Source organism: Limnohabitans sp., assembly GCF_040401495.1.
Taxonomy (GTDB): domain Bacteria; phylum Pseudomonadota; class Gammaproteobacteria; order Burkholderiales; family Burkholderiaceae_C; genus Limnohabitans.
This window is the reverse complement of the sequence record NZ_JBBAOI010000033.1, coordinates 1-15677: the sequence shown is the minus strand read 5'-3', so window position 1 is coordinate 15677 and position 15677 is coordinate 1. Positions and strand designations below refer to the sequence as shown.

Genomic DNA, 15677 nt, shown 5'->3' with positions numbered 1-15677 from the left:
AAACTGATTGGCTGGCTAGAACCCGTGTTGACACCGTTGGGCTTGCAAGTGGCGTGGTTGACGGGCAGCCAAAAGAAAAAAGAGCGCGACGCCATGCTGGCCTTGGTGGCCAGTGGCGAGGCGGCTTTGGTGGTGGGCACCCATGCAGTTATTCAAGACAAGGTTCAGTTCAAAGCGCTGGCCTTGGCCATCATCGACGAGCAACACCGCTTTGGCGTGGCCCAGCGTTTGGCTTTGCGGCAAAAGCTGTCGGACGAACAAACCAACCCCAGTAACGGCAGCATCAGCGACCCTGCCCATAGCGACCAAACCCGCTCGGCCACCCCGCGCGAGCCGCATTTGCTGATGATGAGCGCCACGCCTATCCCCCGCACCTTGGCCATGAGCTATTACGCCGACTTGGATGTGTCCACCATCGACGAGTTGCCACCAGGGCGCACGCCCATCGTCACCAAGCTGGTGGCCGACACGCGACGCGACGAGGTGGTCGAGCGCATCCGCGCACAGTTGCTAGAGGGGCGGCAAATTTACTGGGTCTGCCCCCTCATTGAAGAAAGCGAAGCGCTGGATTTGCGCAACGCCACCGACACCCATCAAGCCCTGTGCGAGGCACTGCCCGGTGTGATGGTCGGTCTGCTGCACTCGCGCATGCCGCAACCAGAAAAGAAAGCGGTCATGTCGCTGTTTGTGCAGGGGCAAATGGGTGTGTTGGTCAGCACCACGGTGATCGAGGTGGGGGTAGATGTGCCCAATGCCTCGCTGATGGTGATCGAACACGCCGAACGTTTTGGACTGAGTCAGTTACACCAACTGCGTGGGCGGGTGGGGCGTGGTGCTGCGGCCTCGGCCTGTGTGTTGCTTTACAGCTTGGGCGAGCATGGCCGCTTGAGCGACACCGCCCGTGAGCGTTTGCGGGCCATGGCCCAGACCAATGATGGGTTTGAGATTGCGCGGCGCGACCTTGACATACGCGGCCCCGGCGAGTTTTTAGGGGCCAGGCAATCGGGTGCGGCGCTCTTGCGTTTTGCCGACCTGAGCGTGGACACCGAACTCTTGGCTTGGGCTCAGAAGTTGGCACCTCGTATGTTGGACGAATACCCCGAACTAGCCGCCCGCCATGTTGAACGCTGGTTGGGTGGAAAATCCGACTTTCTCAAAGCCTGAACCTCATGACGCTTACCGAACTGAAATACATCGTCGCCGTGGCCCGCGAAAAGCACTTTGGCCGCGCCGCCGAGGCCTGCTTTGTCTCGCAGCCCACGCTGTCGGTGGGCATCAAAAACTTGGAAGAAGAGTTGCAGGTCAAGCTGTTTGAACGCAATGCCAACGAAGTGACGGTCACGCCTTTGGGCGAAGAAATCGTGCGCCAAGCGCAAAGTGTGTTGGACCAAACCGCCAGCATCAAAGAAACCGCCAAGCGCGGCAAAGACCCTTTGTCTGGCCCCTTGCGCTTGGGCGTGATCTACACCATCGCACCGTATTTGCTGCCCGAGTTGGTGCGCCACAGCATCGATATGTCGCCGCAAATGCCGCTGATGCTGCAAGAAAATTTCACGGTGAAATTGCTGGAGATGCTGCGCACCGGCGAGATCGATTGCGCCATCATGGCCGAGCCTTTTCCCGACGCCGGTTTGGCCGTGGCGCAGCTGTACGACGAACCTTTCATGGCCGCCTTGCCCAGCAACCACCCACTGGCGCAACGCGACAGCATCAGTGCCAGCGAATTGAAAGCTGAGACCATGCTGCTCTTGGGCAATGGCCATTGTTTTCGTGACCATGTCTTGGAGGTGTGTCCCGAGTTCGCCCGCTTTTCCAGCGATGCCGAGGGCATACGCAAAAGCTTTGAAGGCTCGTCTTTAGAGACCATCAAACACATGGTGGCAGCAGGTATGGGTGTGACGGTGGTGCCGCGCTTGAGCGTGCCCAAAGATGCATTGACCTCGCCGAGCAAAAAGAAAAAAAACCTCGACACCTATGTGCGCTATTTGCCCATCGTCGAAGGCGACGATGCGCCGCCCACACGCCGCGTGGTGTTGGCGTGGCGGCGCAGCTTCACCCGCTATGAAGCCATTGCCGCGCTGCGCAACGCCATCGTGGCCAGCGAGTTGCCAGGCGTGCATCGACTGAGCTGAGGCCCTGCGCCATGAACGACCCCGCTTCGCTTGACTCTGTGCGACCGCCCTCACGCTTGGCGCTGTACCTTGACCTGATCCGCTTCAATCGACCCGCTGGCTGGTTGTTGTTGCTGTGGCCCACCCTCAGTGGTTTGTGGTTGGCAAGTGGCGGTTTTCCGGGATGGCATTTGTTGGTGGTGTTTGTGCTGGGTACTTTTTTGATGCGCAGTGCTGGATGTTGCGTGAATGATGTGGCGGATCGCGACTTTGACAAGCACGTCAAACGCACCGCTCAGCGGCCCGTCACCTCGGGGGCTTTGTCGGTCAAACAGGCGCTGACGGCGGGTGCGGTCTTGGCTTTGTGCGCGTTTGGCTTGGTGCTCACCACCAACGCGGTGACGGTGGCGTGGTCATTCTTGGCTTTGGCCATCACCCTCATTTACCCCTATGCCAAGCGTTTTGTCGCTATGCCCCAAGCGGTGCTGGGCGTGGCCTTCAGCTTTGGCATTCCCATGGCGTTTGCCGCGGTCAACGGCGGCCCTCTCACCTTGCAGGGTGTATGGCAAGCCGTGCCGCCCATGGCCTGGGGTTTGCTGGCCATCAACTTGTTTTGGGTTTTGGCTTATGACACCGAATACGCCATGGTCGACCGCGATGACGACTTGCGCATTGGCATGAAAACCTCTGCCATTACCTTAGGCCGTTTGGATGTGTGGGCGGTGCTGCTGTTTTACGCGGTGTACCTGTTGGGCAGTTTGGTGTTGCTGCAAAGTTTTGGTCTGGGCTGGCCGCTGTGGTTTGCCATGGAGATCGCCGCTTTTCAAGCCATGTGGCATTTCGGCATGATTTACAAGCGGGAACGCGAAGGCTGCTTCAAAGCTTTTCGCATGAACCACTGGCTGGGTGCCACGGTGTTTGCTGGCGTGGCTTGGGGATTGCATTTGCGCATGGTGGCTAGCGCATGAAAAAAGCCACCCGAGGGTGGCTTTTCAAAAGCGGGGATAAATTAACCGGCTTTATGTTTTTTGGCTTTCTTGTGTGACTTGCCTTTTTTCTTGGTCATCAGCAGGTGATCTGTGACAGAAGAAGCCGCAGAGACCATGCTGGTTTCAGAAGAAGGCGTTGCAAAGCTGGGGGTTGCAGAGAAAGCCAGAGTGCTGATGAGGACTAACAAAAACTTGTTCATGTGTAAAACCTAAAAAAGTGAAGACAGGCTTTATTGTGGCATTAAGTTCTGGTCATTCACAATAGCCAAGGGGCGGAGGTTACCCGCCCAATTCCTGCCCCAAGGTTTTTGCCCTGTTCTGTGCCGCTTGCATGGCCTCCATCACGCTGGCGTGTACACCTTTGTTTTGCATCACCGTCAAAGCGGCGTAAGTGGTGCCCCCTTTGGAGGTGACCTTCTCTCGCAACACCGCTGGCGAGTCGCTGCTGCTGCGAGCCAACTCTGCGGCACCCGCAAAAGTGCCGACCGCCAGTTGATGGGCTTGCTCGGGCGACAGGCCCATCTTTACACCGGCGTCGACCATGGCTTCCAAAAAATAAAACACATAGGCGGGCCCCGAACCAGACACGGCGGTGACAGCGTCAAGCAGTGCTTCTTGATCCACCCACAGCGATTCACCCACCAAACCCAACATGCCGCTGATGGCTTGTTTTTCTGCGACGCTGACGCCACTTCGGGCGAACAAGCCGGTTTGCCCCAAGCCCACCAAGGCGGGCGTGTTGGGCATGGCGCGCACCACTCGCTGGGTCTGCAGCCAAACCGAAATGCTGTCGCTGCTGATGCCAGCGGCCACGCTCAGATGCAAGGCACTGGCAACATGGGCTTTGGTGAACAAAGCCGCTTCTTTGAATACCTGCGGCTTGACGGCCCAGACCACCAAGGCGCAGTCTTTTAGCGAAGCATCGGCAGCGGCCAGCACATTGACACCATGTTGCGCCTGCAATGCTTGGCGGGTGGTCTCCTGCGGCTCCACCACGTGAATGGCCAAAGCCGGTGTGCCGTTTTTGACCAAGCCTCCAATCAAGGCGCTGGCCATATTGCCCCCGCCAATGAAGGCCATGGGCAGCAAAAGAGAAGAAAGCGGCGTCATGCAGTCCCTGCCATCAAACAAAGACCTCAGTTTGCCACTGTTTGCCTGACCGCTTTTTCCCATCCCGCCATCAATGACTGCGCTTGGTCCCGCGACATGCGGGGGTCAAAACAGCGCTCGACCCGCCACTGGCGAGACAACTCGGTCGTGCTGCGGTAGATGCCCGCGCTCAACCCCGCCAAATAAGCCGCACCTAAGGCGGTGGTTTCCACCACTTGCGGGCGCAGCACAGGAATGCCCAGCAAATCGGCCTGGAACTGCATCAGCAAATCGTTGACGCAAGCGCCGCCATCCACCCGCAACTCGGTCACCGCTTGCGTCGCATCGCGGTTCATGGCTTGCAGCAAAGCTGTGCTTTGAAAAGCGATGCTCTCCAGTGCTGCTCGAGCGATATGTGCCATGGTGGTGCCGCGCGACAAACCCACCATAGCCCCCCGCGCATCGGCTTGCCAATAGGGTGCACCTAGGCCAGTGAAGGCTGGCACCAACACCACGCCGCCTGAGTCAGGCACGCTCTCAGCCAAGGCTTGCACATCGGCACTTTTGTCAAACGCTCGCAAACCGTCCCGCAACCATTGCACCACTGCACCGCCTATGAAAACGCTGCCCTCCAAGGCAAAGGCAGGCGTGCCGTCGGCTTGGGCAGCGCTGGTGGTGATCAAACCGTTGTGGCTGGTTTGAAATTCACTGCCGGTATGCATCAGCATGAAGCAGCCTGTGCCGTAGGTGTTTTTGGCTTGACCCGCTTGGAAGCATGCTTGACCAAACAATGCGCTTTGCTGGTCACCGGCCACGCCGCCTATGGGCACTTCGCTGCCCAGCCATTGCGCTTGGGTATAGCCAAAATCGCTGGCTGAAGGGTGAACCTCGGGCAGCACAGATGCGGGGATGCGAAACAGTGCCAGTAATTCATCGTCCCAGTGGTTGGTGAGGACATTCAAGAGCATGGTGCGCGCCGCATTACTGACGTCGGTGGCGTGTATTCGACCGCCGCTCAGTTGCCACATCAGCCAACTGTCGACGGTGCCAAAGGCCAGTTGCCCAGCTTCGGCCATGGCCCTTGCGTCCTTGACGTTGTCCAAAATCCATTGCAACTTGGTGGCAGAAAAATACGCATCGATCAGCAAACCGGTTTTTTGCTGCACCATGGGGGCAAAACCAGCCTCGCGCAAGCGCAGGCACTCGGGTTCGGCGCGGCGGTCCTGCCAGACGATGGCGTTGTAGATGGGTTGGCCGGTGTCACGCCGCCACACCACCGTGGTTTCACGCTGGTTGGTGATGCCCATGGAGGCGATTTGGTCGGCACTGAGCCCTGCGTGTTGCAAGACTTGTCTTGCAGTGGCGAGTTGGCTGGACCAAATTTCTTCGGGGTCGTGCTCCACCCAACCTGGTTGGGGGAAGATTTGGCGAAATTCTTGTTGCACTGACGCTAAAACGCTGCCGTCTTCCTTGAAAACAATGCTGCGTGAACTCGAGGTGCCTTGGTCAAGTGCAAGAAGATAGGTCATGGTCGTGAGTGGTTCGATCAAAAGCTTAGCGCACTAACGTGAGCGTTGCTTCAAAACCAGGGGGGGGCTGCGCAACGCTGCACTCAACCCCAGAGTGTTCTAGCAACTGCGCAAAACTCTCGGGCGGCGGGGCGTCGGTGAACAGGCGGTCAATGTGCGACAAATGCGCCAGCTCCACCATGGCGGGGCGGTTGAATTTGCTGTGGTCGGCGGCGAGCCATACTTGGCGAGAGTGTTCAATGATGGCTTTGGCTACTTTCACTTCGCGGTAGTCAAAGTCACGCATGGTGCCGTCGGCTTCGATGCCGCTGATGCCGATCAGGCCAATGTCCACCTTGAACTGGCGGATGAAGTCCACTGTCGCCTCGCCGACGATGCCGCGGTCTACGCCACGCACCACGCCGCCGGTAACGATGACCTCGCAGTCGGGGTTGTCGCTCAATATTTGAGCCACATTCAAATTGTTGGTGATGACGCGCAAGCCCCGATGCTGGCGCAATTCCCGCGCCACCGTTTCCATGGTGGTGCCAATGTTCATGATCAGCGAGCAGCCGTTGGGAACCGCCGCGGCAATGGCCTTGGCAATGCGGGTTTTGCCATCCAAAGACAAGGCTTGGCGCTGCCGATAAGCGATGTTTTCGGTGGTTGAACCCGGCATACGCACCCCGCCATGAAAGCGCGACAACAAGCCCGCGTCCGACAGGCGTTGCACATCACGGCGCACGGTTTGCAACGTGACCGAGAAAGTCTCGGCCAAAAACTCAATCGAGGCCGAGCCTTGGGCTTGAATCACCTCGAGCAACTGGGTTTGACGGGGGTTTGGGTTCATGGCGGCGGACCAAAAAGGGCTCTAAGCAACCATAAACCATGTTTGGCGAGCACCAACTTAGGGAAAATACCGAATCAATTAAAACAAATACGAACAAAAATTCGAAAAGAAAAGAAAATCTTTAAATTGCCCAGACTTACCGTTTCGGCTAGTCATTAATGTCTGAGAGTCGCGCCTTGCTATGACCTTGAAACTTGACCAGATCAGCCAAATTGTCGGCGGGCAGGTGCATTTGCACGCCTTGGACATGGTCTTGGTGCCCAACGCCGTCACGGTGCTCTTAGGCGCGACCCAAGCGGGCAAAACCAGTTTGATGCGCCTCATGGCGGGTTTGGATTTACCCACGACGGGACGTGTGTGGGTCGATGACCAAGATGTCACAGGTGTGCCGGTACGAGAGCGCAATGTCGCCATGGTCTACCAGCAGTTCATCAATTACCCCTCCATGACGGTGTTCGACAACATTGCCTCTCCTTTACGTTTGCGTGGTGAACCCGACATCGAAACGCAGGTGCAGGCCTTGGCCAAGCGTTTGCGCATCGACCCCTTCTTGAAAAGACTGCCCGCCGAACTCTCGGGCGGCCAGCAGCAGCGCGTGGCCTTAGCCCGTGCTTTGGCCAAACGTGCCCCTTTCATGTTTTTGGATGAGCCGTTGGTCAATTTGGACTACAAGCTGCGCGAAGAACTGCGCGAGGACCTCACCTTGTTGTTTGCCGCGGGTGAAGGCACCGTGGTGTACGCCACCACCGAACCCAGCGAGGCCTTGCTCTTAGGAGGCCATACCGCGGTGCTCAAAGAAGGACAAGTGCTGCAGTACGGCCCCACTTTAGAGGTGTTTCGTCAGCCGCAGTCGCTGGATGTGGCCCGCGCCTTCAGTGACCCGCCCATCAATGTATTGAACGCCCAAAAACAAGCCACTGGCTGGATGCTCGATAACGTAAGCCCTATTCTTTTGCCGCAAGTCGATGCCCAGCATGGCCGAGTGCTGCTGGGTGTGCGTGCCTCTGAGCTGCGCACCGAGCAGCGTGACGGCGATGTAGGCTTGGTGGGACGGGTGCAGTTGGCAGAAATTTCGGGTACCGATACCTTTGTGCATTTGGATTGCGCTGGCTTGGCGTTGGTTATGCAAAAAACCGGTGTGCATGTGTTTGACATTGGCTCTAACCTTGCGGTTTATGTCCATCCGCAAGACGCCTATGTGTTTGACGTGGCTGGCGCATTGTTGTGCGCGCCTGCACATTTGCGCCAAGGGGGACACTGAGATGGTGGCGCGTATCGATTTGGACTTGGCCCACGCCTATGGCCCCAACCCTCAGCAAGACAGCGACTACGCCTTGCTGCCTATGAAAATGAGCTTTCAAGCAGGCGGTGCGTACGCCTTGCTCGGACCTTCGGGCTGCGGCAAAACCACCATGCTCAACATCATTTCGGGTTTGGTGAAGCCCTCACAAGGCGAGGTGCGTTTCAATGGTGAAAACGTCAATAAGAAAACACCGCAAGAGCGCAATATTGCCCAAGTCTTTCAGTTTCCCGTGATCTACGACACCATGACGGTGGCCGATAATTTGGCATTTCCGCTGCGTAACCGGCGCATGAAAGAGGCACAAATACGCCAACGTGTGGGGCAAATTGCCGAGATGCTCGAACTCAGCGGTCAACTCAACCAGCGTGCTGCTGGATTGTCGGCGGATGCAAAGCAAAAAATTTCGCTCGGCCGCGGTTTGGTCAGACCTGATGTGGCGGCGATTTTGTTTGATGAACCGCTCACCGTCATCGATCCGCACCTCAAGTGGCAACTGCGTCGCAAGCTCAAAGAGGTGCACCAAGAGTTCAAACACACGCTGATTTATGTCACCCACGATCAGGTCGAGGCGCTCACCTTTGCCCAAGAGGTGGTGGTCATGACGCGCGGACGAGCGGTGCAGGTGGGCAGCGCCGAGGCTTTGTTCGAGCGCCCAGCCCACACTTTTGTGGGTCACTTCATCGGCTCACCTGGCATGAATTTCTTGCCCGCCAAGGCCCAGGCGGGGCAATTGCAGCTGGGTGAGCACCACTTGCCTTTGGGGGATCAACTCAGGCAGAGCTTGGCCGGCACCGAATCGCTAAAGTTGGGCATACGCCCAGAGCACATCGCTTTGCACAATGCGCCTAGCGAGGGTTGTTTGCCCGCACAGGTACTGCGTTGGCAGGACTTAGGTACCAGTGGGTTGCTCACCACCCAATGCGCGGGAGAGGTCGTGCGGGTGCGCTTGTCCCATCTCAGCTCAGCGCCTGAGGTCGGTCAAACCGTTTATTTGCAGTTGCTCGGTATTCACTCCTGCTTTTACGACAAAGAGGCCTTGATCGCATGAAGCCTGTCAACCAAAAAGCGTGGTTTCTCATCTTGCCGGTGCTATTGTGTGTGGCGTTTTCGGCCATCTTGCCGCTCATGACCGTGGTCAATTACTCGGTACAAGACATCATCTCGCCCGAGCGGCGGGTGTTTGTGGGAACCGAATGGTTTGCCGCTGTGATGCGTGATCAAGACTTGCATGAAGCGTTGTGGCGGCAAATGGTGTTTTCACTGGCGGTGCTGTTGTTGGAAATCCCTCTGGGGATTGCGTTGGCGCTGTCCATGCCCGCCAAAGGCTGGCAGTCCTCAGTCACCTTGGTGTTGGTGGCTTTGTCCTTGCTGATCCCGTGGAATGTGGTTGGAACCATTTGGCAAATCTATGGCCGTGCAGACATTGGCTTGCTGGGTGCGACTTTGCAAGGCCTGGGCATTGACTACAACTACACCGGCAACGCCCGCGATGCTTGGCTCACGGTGTTGGTGATGGACATCTGGCACTGGACACCTTTGGTGGCCTTGTTGGGCTATGCCGGTTTGCGCAGCATCCCCGACGCCTATTACCAAGCGGCGCAAATTGACGGTGCGTCAAAGTTTGCAGTGTTTCGTTTTATCCAACTGCCCAAGCTTCGCGGCGTGCTCATGATTGCGGTGTTGTTGCGCTTCATGGACAGTTTCATGATCTACACCGAACCGTTTGTGCTGACCGGCGGGGGCCCAGGCAACTCCACCACCTTCCTCAGCCAATACCTGACGCAAAAAGCCGTGGGCCAGTTCGACTTAGGGCCTGCTGCGGCCTTCTCCCTGATTTATTTCCTCATTATTTTGTTGCTGTGCTTCATTCTCTACAACTGGATGCAAAGCGTGGGCACCCAAGCCAAGGAGAGCCGCCATGGATGAGCGTCGCTTCAAAAAACGCACGGTGTTTTTGCTGTTTTACATTTTGTTTGCCTTGTTGCCCATTTACTGGATGGTAAATATGAGCTTTCGCACCAACCAAGAAATTTTGTCCAGCTTTAGCTTGTTTCCAGCCAACCCCACCTGGGACAATTACGCCACCATCTTTACTGATGTGTCGTGGTACTCGGGCTATATCAACAGCCTGATTTATGTCGCCATTAACACCGTCATTTCGGTCACCGTGGCTTTGCCTGCTGCCTACGCATTTTCGCGCTACAGCTTCCTTGGTGACAAGCATGTGTTTTTCTGGCTGCTGACCAACCGCATGACGCCGCCCGCGGTGTTCTTGCTACCGTTTTTCCAGCTCTACAGCACCGTGGGCTTGATGGACACACACATTGCGGTGGCAATGGCGCATTTGCTCTTCAACGTGCCTTTGGCGGTTTGGATTTTGGAAGGTTTTATGAGCGGCATTCCTCGTGAAATTGACGAGACAGCCTATATCGATGGTTACAGCTTTCCAGCGTTTTTCGTCAAAGTGTTTTTGCCCCTCATCAAGGCCGGTGTGGGCGTAACTGCCTTTTTCTGTTTCATGTTCAGCTGGGTCGAGTTGCTGTTGGCCAGAACCTTGACCAGCGTGAACGCCAAACCTATTGTGGCCACCATGACCCGCACTGTCAGCGCCTCGGGCATGGACTGGGCGACATTGGCCGCAGCGGGGGTGCTGACCATCGTTCCCGGCGCCATCGTGATTTGGTTTGTGCGGCACTACATCGCCAAGGGCTTTGCCATGGGGCGGGTATGACACACAGCAGGAGACAGTCCCATGCTTGAGTGGATGGCTTGGACCACCCCAGTGGCGGTTTTTTTCACCTGCATTGTGCTGATGCTCATTGGCATGACCGTGTGGGAGCGTCGCTCGCCCACGGTGGCGCGTAAAGGATTTTTGCCCTTGGTCACCACCCGAGGCGACCGCTTGTTCATTGGCCTCTTAGGTTGCGCCTACTTGCACCTGATGTTCGTGGGGATGGCGGGGCAGATGTTGATCTGGTTTGAATTGAGCGAGGAGCCTTCGATTTGGTGGGCCACGCTAACGAGTGCGGTTTGGCTGGTATTTGTGATGCGCAAAGGCTAGCCACGCCAACCTACAACACGGTCTGCAACTTCCCCAAGACACGTGTTTTCTCAGAGCAAGGGGAAACTTTTAGGAGACTGGCATGAAATTGAAATACCGTGCGATTGCCTTCGCCGCTGCAGCCTTGGTGCTGGGTCACAGCGCGTGGGCTGGAGAGGCTGAGGCTAAAAAATGGGTGGACAGCGAATTCCAACCCTCAACCTTGTCCAAAGATCAACAAATGGCCGAGATGAAGTGGTTCATAGATGCCGCCAAAAAACTCCAAGCCAAGGGCGTGAAGGAAATCTCGGTGGTGTCTGAGACCATCACCACCCATGAGTACGAGTCCAAAACCTTGGCCAAGGCTTTTACTGAGATCACAGGCATCACCGTCAAACACGATCTGATCCAAGAGGGTGACGTGGTTGAAAAATTGCAAACCTCTATGCAATCGGGCAAGTCGATTTACGACGGCTGGATTTCTGACTCTGATTTGATTGGCACCCACTACCGCTACGGCAAGATCATGAACCTGACCGACTACATGGCAGGTGCAGGCAAAGAGTGGACCAACCCAGGTTTGGATTTGAAAGACTTCATCGGCACCAGTTTCACGACCGGACCCGATAAAAAACTTTACCAATTGCCCGACCAACAGTTCGCCAACCTTTACTGGTTCCGTGCAGACTTGTTCGAGCGCAAAGAAATCAAGGAAAAATTCAAAGCCAAATATGGCTATGACTTGGGTGTGCCTCTTAACTGGAGCGCCTATGAAGATATTGCCGAGTTCTTTACCAATGACGTGAAAACCATCGATGGCAAGCCCATCTATGGCCACATGGACTACGGCAAGAAAGACCCCTCACTGGGCTGGCGTTTCACCGACGCATGGTTGTCCATGGCCGGTACTGCAGACATTGGCATTCCCAATGGACGCCCCGTTGACGAATGGGGTATCCGTGCCTCTGCTGACGGTTGTAACCCCCAAGGTGCGTCTGTCGCCCGTGGTGGCGCCACCAACTCGCCTGCTGCTGTCTATGCGCTGACCAAGTACGTGGATTGGATGAAGAAATATTCACCCAAAGAAGCCATTGGCATGACTTTCGGTGAAGCCGGCCCTGTGCCTGCGCAAGGCCAAATTGCCCAGCAAATTTTTTGGTACACCGCTTTCACCGCCGACATGACCAAGCCTGGTTTGCCCGTGGTCAATGCCGATGGCACACCTAAGTGGCGCATGGCTCCTGGCCCCAACGGCCCCTATTGGAAGCAAGGTATGCAAAACGGCTACCAAGACGTGGGCTCATGGACTTTCTTTAAAGACCACGACGCCAACAAAACCGCTGCTGCTTGGTTGTACGCCCAATTCGTGACCGCCAAAACCACTTCGTTGAAGAAAACCATCGTCGGTTTGACGCCTATTCGTGAGTCCGACATCCGCTCAGACGCTATGACCAAAATGGCGCCCAAGCTTGGCGGTTTGGTGGAGTTTTACCGCAGCCCTGCACGAGTGGCTTGGACGCCTACTGGTACCAACGTCCCCGATTACCCCAAGCTCGCTCAGCTGTGGTGGAAAAACGTAGCGGTGGCCGTGACGGGTGAAAAAACACCTCAGCAAGCCATGGACAACTTGGCCAACGAGATGGACGACGTGATGGCGCGTTTGGAGCGAGCAGGCATGGCCCGTTGCGCACCCAAACTCAACCCCAAGGGTGACCCTGCGAAGTACCTGAGCGACAAAGCTGCACCATGGGCCAAATTGGCTAACGAGAAGCCCAAAGGCGAAACCATCGCCTACGAAAAGCTGCTCAACGCTTGGAAGGAAGGCCGCGTTCGCTAAAGCCTGACCGGCGGCAACCCATTCTTAGGGTTGTCCGTCTCGTCTGGGGGCCTGACGCCGCTGTGGCGCAGGCCCATCTTTGGTCAGTCACCCATGACCCGCTCACAACTTCTTCAACAGTTGGCAGTCCCCCAAAGCTTTGATTTGGCGGTGATAGGCGGCGGTGCAACTGGCTTGGGCGTTGCCTTAGAGGCCAGCCTGCGAGGTTACAAAGTGGCGTTGCTCGAATCGCATGACTTTGCCAAAGGCACTTCATCGAGATCAACCAAACTGGTGCATGGTGGTGTGCGGTATTTGGCGCAAGGCAATATCAGCTTGGTGCGGGAGGCTCTGCATGAGCGTGCTGTTTTGTTGCATGACGCCCCACATTTAGCGCAACCGATTCCCTTTGTCATGCCGTCTTACCGTTGGTGGGAGACTGGTTTTTATGGCATAGGTTTAAAACTTTACGATTTTTTAGCTGGCGCCAAGGGTCTTGGCCGCACAGAATTTTTAAGCGCTGCCAGCGTCAAAGCCCGAATGCCTGGCTTGAAGGCGCAGGGCTTGCTGGGTGGGGTGCAGTACTGGGACGGTCAATTTGACGATGCACGTTACGCGGTGAATTTGGCCCGGACCGCAACCCAAGAGGGTGCCTTGGTGGTCAATTATTGCGGCGTTACCCAACTGCTTCACACTGAGGGGCGGGTCTGCGGCTTGCTGGCCCAAGACCATGAAAGCGGTCAAAGTTATCAGGTGAATGCAACCTGCGTGATCAATGCCACAGGCGTGTGGGTTGACCATATTCGACAACTCGATGCCCAGCCCAATGGCGTGAAAATCCAGCCCATAGTGGCGCCTAGCCAAGGAGTGCATTTGGTGGTGGGGCGTGAATTTTTACCCGGTGACCATGCTCTTTTGGTGCCCAAAACCGCGGATGGAAGGGTGCTTTTTGCTGTGCCTTGGCTGGGCAAGGTCATCTTAGGCACCACCGACACGCCACGCAGCGACATGCCCCGCGAACCAGCCCCCTTTGATGAAGAAGTTGCCTTCATATTAAATGAGTCTGCGCGCTATTTGGCCAAGGCGCCTAAGCGTTCTGATGTCAGCAGTGTCTGGGTGGGCTTGCGCCCCTTGGTCAAACCGCACCACGAAGAGGGTGCCAGCACCAAAGGCTTCAGCCGCGAGCACACTGTGAGTGTGAGCCAAAGCGGATTGGTCACCGTGACAGGCGGCAAATGGACCACCTACCGCGCCATGGCGCACGACGTGCTGACACAGTGTTTGACCAGCAAGCTGTTGCGAGTGCGCAACAGCAGCGGTAATCCCGCCGCCGCTTTCAAGGGCGCGATACGCCAATCGTCTCGGCCTGTGAGCCTGACTGGACCCCAAGGCATGCATTTGTACGGTGACGAGCAGGCAGATGTAGCCGCTTTGCCGGGTTCAGAAAATTGGCTTTTGCCCGGCCTGAGTGAAGCCATGGTGCGTTTTGCTGTTCGCCACGAATTTGCCCGAACGGTGGAGGATGTCTTGGCCAGGCGCTCCCGCGCCTTGTTTTTGGATGCCCGCCAATCGGCGGCAGCGGCAGCTCAGGTGGCCACTGTTTTGCTTAGTGAAGGCTGTGAAAAACCTGAACTTTCAGAATATTTGAACTTGGCCAGCAAATACAGCCTGAAATCTATGCCATAATAGCCGGCTCTGCTACTAAAACAGCAGATAAAGACAGACGACAGCCCCAAGCAAAAGCGCCGCGAAATGGTTCGAGGCGCAGATGACGGGCCCAAGACTGATCGAGCACAAGTGGTTGAGTTTTTCTGCCACATGCCCGGTACAAGTTGGGAAATGAAATGATCCAAACTGAATCCAGATTAGAAGTGGCCGACAACACCGGCGCAAAATCCGTTTTGTGCATCAAGGTGCTGGGCGGCTCTAAACGTCGTTACGCCAGCGTTGGCGACGTTATTAAAGTGAGCATCAAAGAAGCTGCACCCCGTGGTCGCGTCAAAAAAGGCGAGATTTACAGCGCGGTAGTGGTTCGCACTGCCAAGGGCATCCGACGCAGCGACGGATCCTTGGTCAAGTTCGACGCCAATGCAGCAGTATTGCTCAACGCCAAACTCGAGCCTATTGGCACCCGTATCTTCGGCCCGGTCACGCGTGAACTGCGTACCGAGAAGTTCATGAAGATTGTGTCTTTGGCGCCTGAAGTACTTTAAGGACTCCGACCATGAACAAGATTCGCAAAGGCGACGAGGTCATCGTCATCACAGGACGCGACAAAGGCAAGCGTGGAAAAGTTGCTGTGCGTGCTGACGATTCACATCTCTTGATCGACGGCATCAATGTGGTGAAAAAGCACACCAAACCCAACCCCATGGCGGGCACCACTGGCGGCGTGATTGAAAAAAGCATGCCTATCCACCAGTCCAATGTGGCTATTTACAACGCCACCACCGGCAAGGCCGATCGCGTGGGCATCAAGGTCAATACCGATGGCTCGAAGGTTCGCATCTTCAAGTCCAGTGGTGAAGTCATCAAGGCGGCATAAACATGGCACGACTCCAACAACACTATCGTGAAAAAGTGGTCCCTGAGTTGACCGCTAAATTTGGCTACAAATCACCCATGGAGGTGCCACGTCTGACCAAAATCACTCTGAACATGGGTGTGTCAGAAGCGGTTGCCGACAAAAAAGTAATGGACCATGCGGTGGGCGACCTCACCAAAATTTCCGGCCAAAAGCCTGTGGTCACCAAGGCGCGTAAAGCGATTGCGGGTTTCAAAATCCGTGAGCAGCAAGCCATTGGTTGCATGGTGACTTTGCGCGGTGTTCGCATGTATGAATTCCTCGATCGTTTCGTCACCGTGGCCTTGCCCCGTGTGCGTGACTTTCGTGGTATCTCCGGCCGTGCTTTTGACGGTCGCGGCAACTACAACATCGGCGTGAAAGACCAAATCATCTTTCCCGAGATCG

General features: G+C 56.2%; 17 protein-coding genes. 13 read left to right on the top strand and 4 right to left on the bottom strand.

The window, feature by feature from the left end:
- The 3 genes from AC9UEO_RS13000 to ubiA form a co-directional block, all read left to right on the top strand.
- On the top strand, window positions 1–1164 hold a 1164-nt coding region (locus AC9UEO_RS13000), incomplete at its 5' end, for an ATP-dependent DNA helicase RecG (protein ID WP_509534284.1).
- Between the two features lie 5 nt (window positions 1165–1169).
- Window positions 1170–2132 (top strand): LysR substrate-binding domain-containing protein, encoded by a 963-nt coding sequence (locus AC9UEO_RS12995; RefSeq protein ID WP_509534283.1) that lies wholly within the window; start codon window positions 1170–1172, stop codon window positions 2130–2132.
- Window positions 2133–2143: 11 nt separating this feature from the next.
- Window positions 2144–3079, top strand: coding sequence for a 4-hydroxybenzoate octaprenyltransferase (gene ubiA, locus AC9UEO_RS12990; RefSeq protein ID WP_509534280.1), 936 nt, complete (start codon window positions 2144–2146; stop codon window positions 3077–3079).
- A gap of 41 nt (window positions 3080–3120) precedes the next feature.
- On the opposite strand, the gene AC9UEO_RS12985 is transcribed toward ubiA, so the two are convergent.
- The 4 genes from AC9UEO_RS12985 to AC9UEO_RS12970 all read right to left on the bottom strand — a co-directional run bounded on the left by AC9UEO_RS12985 (window position 3121) and on the right by AC9UEO_RS12970 (window position 6547).
- Window positions 3121–3300 (bottom strand): hypothetical protein, encoded by a 180-nt coding sequence (locus tag AC9UEO_RS12985; protein WP_509534278.1) that lies wholly within the window; start codon window positions 3298–3300, stop codon window positions 3121–3123.
- A 79-nt stretch (window positions 3301–3379) separates the two neighbouring features.
- Window positions 3380–4210, bottom strand: a complete 831-nt coding sequence (proC, locus tag AC9UEO_RS12980) for a pyrroline-5-carboxylate reductase (protein WP_509534275.1) — start codon at window positions 4208–4210, stop codon at window positions 3380–3382.
- Window positions 4211–4236: 26 nt separating this feature from the next.
- On the bottom strand, window positions 4237–5718 hold the full coding sequence (glpK, locus tag AC9UEO_RS12975; RefSeq protein ID WP_509534272.1) for a glycerol kinase GlpK: 1482 nt from the start codon (window positions 5716–5718) through the stop codon (window positions 4237–4239).
- A gap of 25 nt (window positions 5719–5743) precedes the next feature.
- Window positions 5744–6547 (bottom strand): DeoR/GlpR family DNA-binding transcription regulator, encoded by an 804-nt coding sequence (locus AC9UEO_RS12970; RefSeq protein WP_509534269.1) that lies wholly within the window; start codon window positions 6545–6547, stop codon window positions 5744–5746.
- Between the two features lie 181 nt (window positions 6548–6728).
- Here AC9UEO_RS12970 and AC9UEO_RS12965 point away from each other — a divergent pair, with 181 nt between their 5' ends.
- The 10 genes from AC9UEO_RS12965 to rplE all read left to right on the top strand — a co-directional run.
- Window positions 6729–7808, top strand: a complete 1080-nt coding sequence (locus AC9UEO_RS12965) for an ABC transporter ATP-binding protein (protein ID WP_509534266.1) — start codon at window positions 6729–6731, stop codon at window positions 7806–7808.
- A gap of 4 nt (window positions 7809–7812) precedes the next feature.
- Window positions 7813–8898, top strand: coding sequence for an ABC transporter ATP-binding protein (locus tag AC9UEO_RS12960; RefSeq protein WP_509534287.1), 1086 nt, complete (start codon window positions 7813–7815; stop codon window positions 8896–8898).
- Complete coding sequence (locus AC9UEO_RS12955; protein ID WP_509534264.1) at window positions 8895–9776, top strand: carbohydrate ABC transporter permease; 882 nt, start codon at window positions 8895–8897, stop codon at window positions 9774–9776. The genes AC9UEO_RS12960 and AC9UEO_RS12955 overlap by 4 nt, the downstream gene beginning before the upstream one ends.
- On the top strand, window positions 9769–10581 hold the full coding sequence (locus tag AC9UEO_RS12950) for a carbohydrate ABC transporter permease (protein WP_509534261.1): 813 nt from the start codon (window positions 9769–9771) through the stop codon (window positions 10579–10581). Before AC9UEO_RS12955 ends, AC9UEO_RS12950 begins: the two co-directional genes overlap by 8 nt.
- Window positions 10582–10602: 21 nt before the next feature.
- Window positions 10603–10911, top strand: coding sequence for a DUF2160 domain-containing protein (locus AC9UEO_RS12945; RefSeq protein ID WP_509534259.1), 309 nt, complete (start codon window positions 10603–10605; stop codon window positions 10909–10911).
- 82 nt (window positions 10912–10993) lie between these two features.
- Window positions 10994–12727 carry an ABC transporter substrate-binding protein gene (locus AC9UEO_RS12940; protein WP_509534256.1) on the top strand — a complete coding sequence of 578 codons (1734 nt, stop codon included), beginning with the start codon at window positions 10994–10996 and terminating at the stop codon, window positions 12725–12727.
- Between the two features lie 93 nt (window positions 12728–12820).
- Window positions 12821–14392, top strand: coding sequence for a glycerol-3-phosphate dehydrogenase/oxidase (locus tag AC9UEO_RS12935; protein WP_509534253.1), 1572 nt, complete (start codon window positions 12821–12823; stop codon window positions 14390–14392).
- Between the two features lie 158 nt (window positions 14393–14550).
- The gene (rplN, locus tag AC9UEO_RS12930) at window positions 14551–14919 is read left to right on the top strand and encodes a 50S ribosomal protein L14 (RefSeq protein ID WP_509534250.1); all 369 of its coding nucleotides are present in this window, start codon (window positions 14551–14553) and stop codon (window positions 14917–14919) included.
- Window positions 14920–14930: 11 nt separating this feature from the next.
- Complete coding sequence (rplX, locus tag AC9UEO_RS12925) at window positions 14931–15251, top strand: 50S ribosomal protein L24 (protein WP_509534247.1); 321 nt, start codon at window positions 14931–14933, stop codon at window positions 15249–15251.
- Window positions 15252–15253: 2 nt separating this feature from the next.
- Window positions 15254–15677, top strand: a 424-nt coding sequence (gene rplE, locus AC9UEO_RS12920) for a 50S ribosomal protein L5 (protein WP_509534244.1), incomplete at its 3' end; no start/stop codon positions are given.

Excerpts from the sequence above, each read along its gene's own strand:
- AC9UEO_RS12995 (WP_509534283.1), top strand. The coding sequence starts at position 1,170 with ATGACGCTTACCGAACTGAAATACATCGTCGCCGTGGCCCGCGAAAAG.
- ubiA (WP_509534280.1), top strand. The coding sequence starts at position 2,144 with ATGAACGACCCCGCTTCGCTTGACTCTGTGCGACCGCCCTCACGCTTG.
- AC9UEO_RS12985 (WP_509534278.1), bottom strand. The coding sequence starts at position 3,300 with ATGAACAAGTTTTTGTTAGTCCTCATCAGCACTCTGGCTTTCTCTGCA.
- proC (WP_509534275.1), bottom strand. The coding sequence starts at position 4,210 with ATGACGCCGCTTTCTTCTCTTTTGCTGCCCATGGCCTTCATTGGCGGG.
- glpK (WP_509534272.1), bottom strand. The coding sequence starts at position 5,718 with ATGACCTATCTTCTTGCACTTGACCAAGGCACCTCGAGTTCACGCAGC.
- AC9UEO_RS12970 (WP_509534269.1), bottom strand. The coding sequence starts at position 6,547 with ATGAACCCAAACCCCCGTCAAACCCAGTTGCTCGAGGTGATTCAAGCC.
- AC9UEO_RS12965 (WP_509534266.1), top strand. The coding sequence starts at position 6,729 with ATGACCTTGAAACTTGACCAGATCAGCCAAATTGTCGGCGGGCAGGTG.
- AC9UEO_RS12955 (WP_509534264.1), top strand. The coding sequence starts at position 8,895 with ATGAAGCCTGTCAACCAAAAAGCGTGGTTTCTCATCTTGCCGGTGCTA.
- AC9UEO_RS12950 (WP_509534261.1), top strand. The coding sequence starts at position 9,769 with ATGGATGAGCGTCGCTTCAAAAAACGCACGGTGTTTTTGCTGTTTTAC.
- AC9UEO_RS12945 (WP_509534259.1), top strand. The coding sequence starts at position 10,603 with ATGCTTGAGTGGATGGCTTGGACCACCCCAGTGGCGGTTTTTTTCACC.
- AC9UEO_RS12940 (WP_509534256.1), top strand. The coding sequence starts at position 10,994 with ATGAAATTGAAATACCGTGCGATTGCCTTCGCCGCTGCAGCCTTGGTG.
- AC9UEO_RS12935 (WP_509534253.1), top strand. The coding sequence starts at position 12,821 with ATGACCCGCTCACAACTTCTTCAACAGTTGGCAGTCCCCCAAAGCTTT.
- rplN (WP_509534250.1), top strand. The coding sequence starts at position 14,551 with ATGATCCAAACTGAATCCAGATTAGAAGTGGCCGACAACACCGGCGCA.
- rplX (WP_509534247.1), top strand. The coding sequence starts at position 14,931 with ATGAACAAGATTCGCAAAGGCGACGAGGTCATCGTCATCACAGGACGC.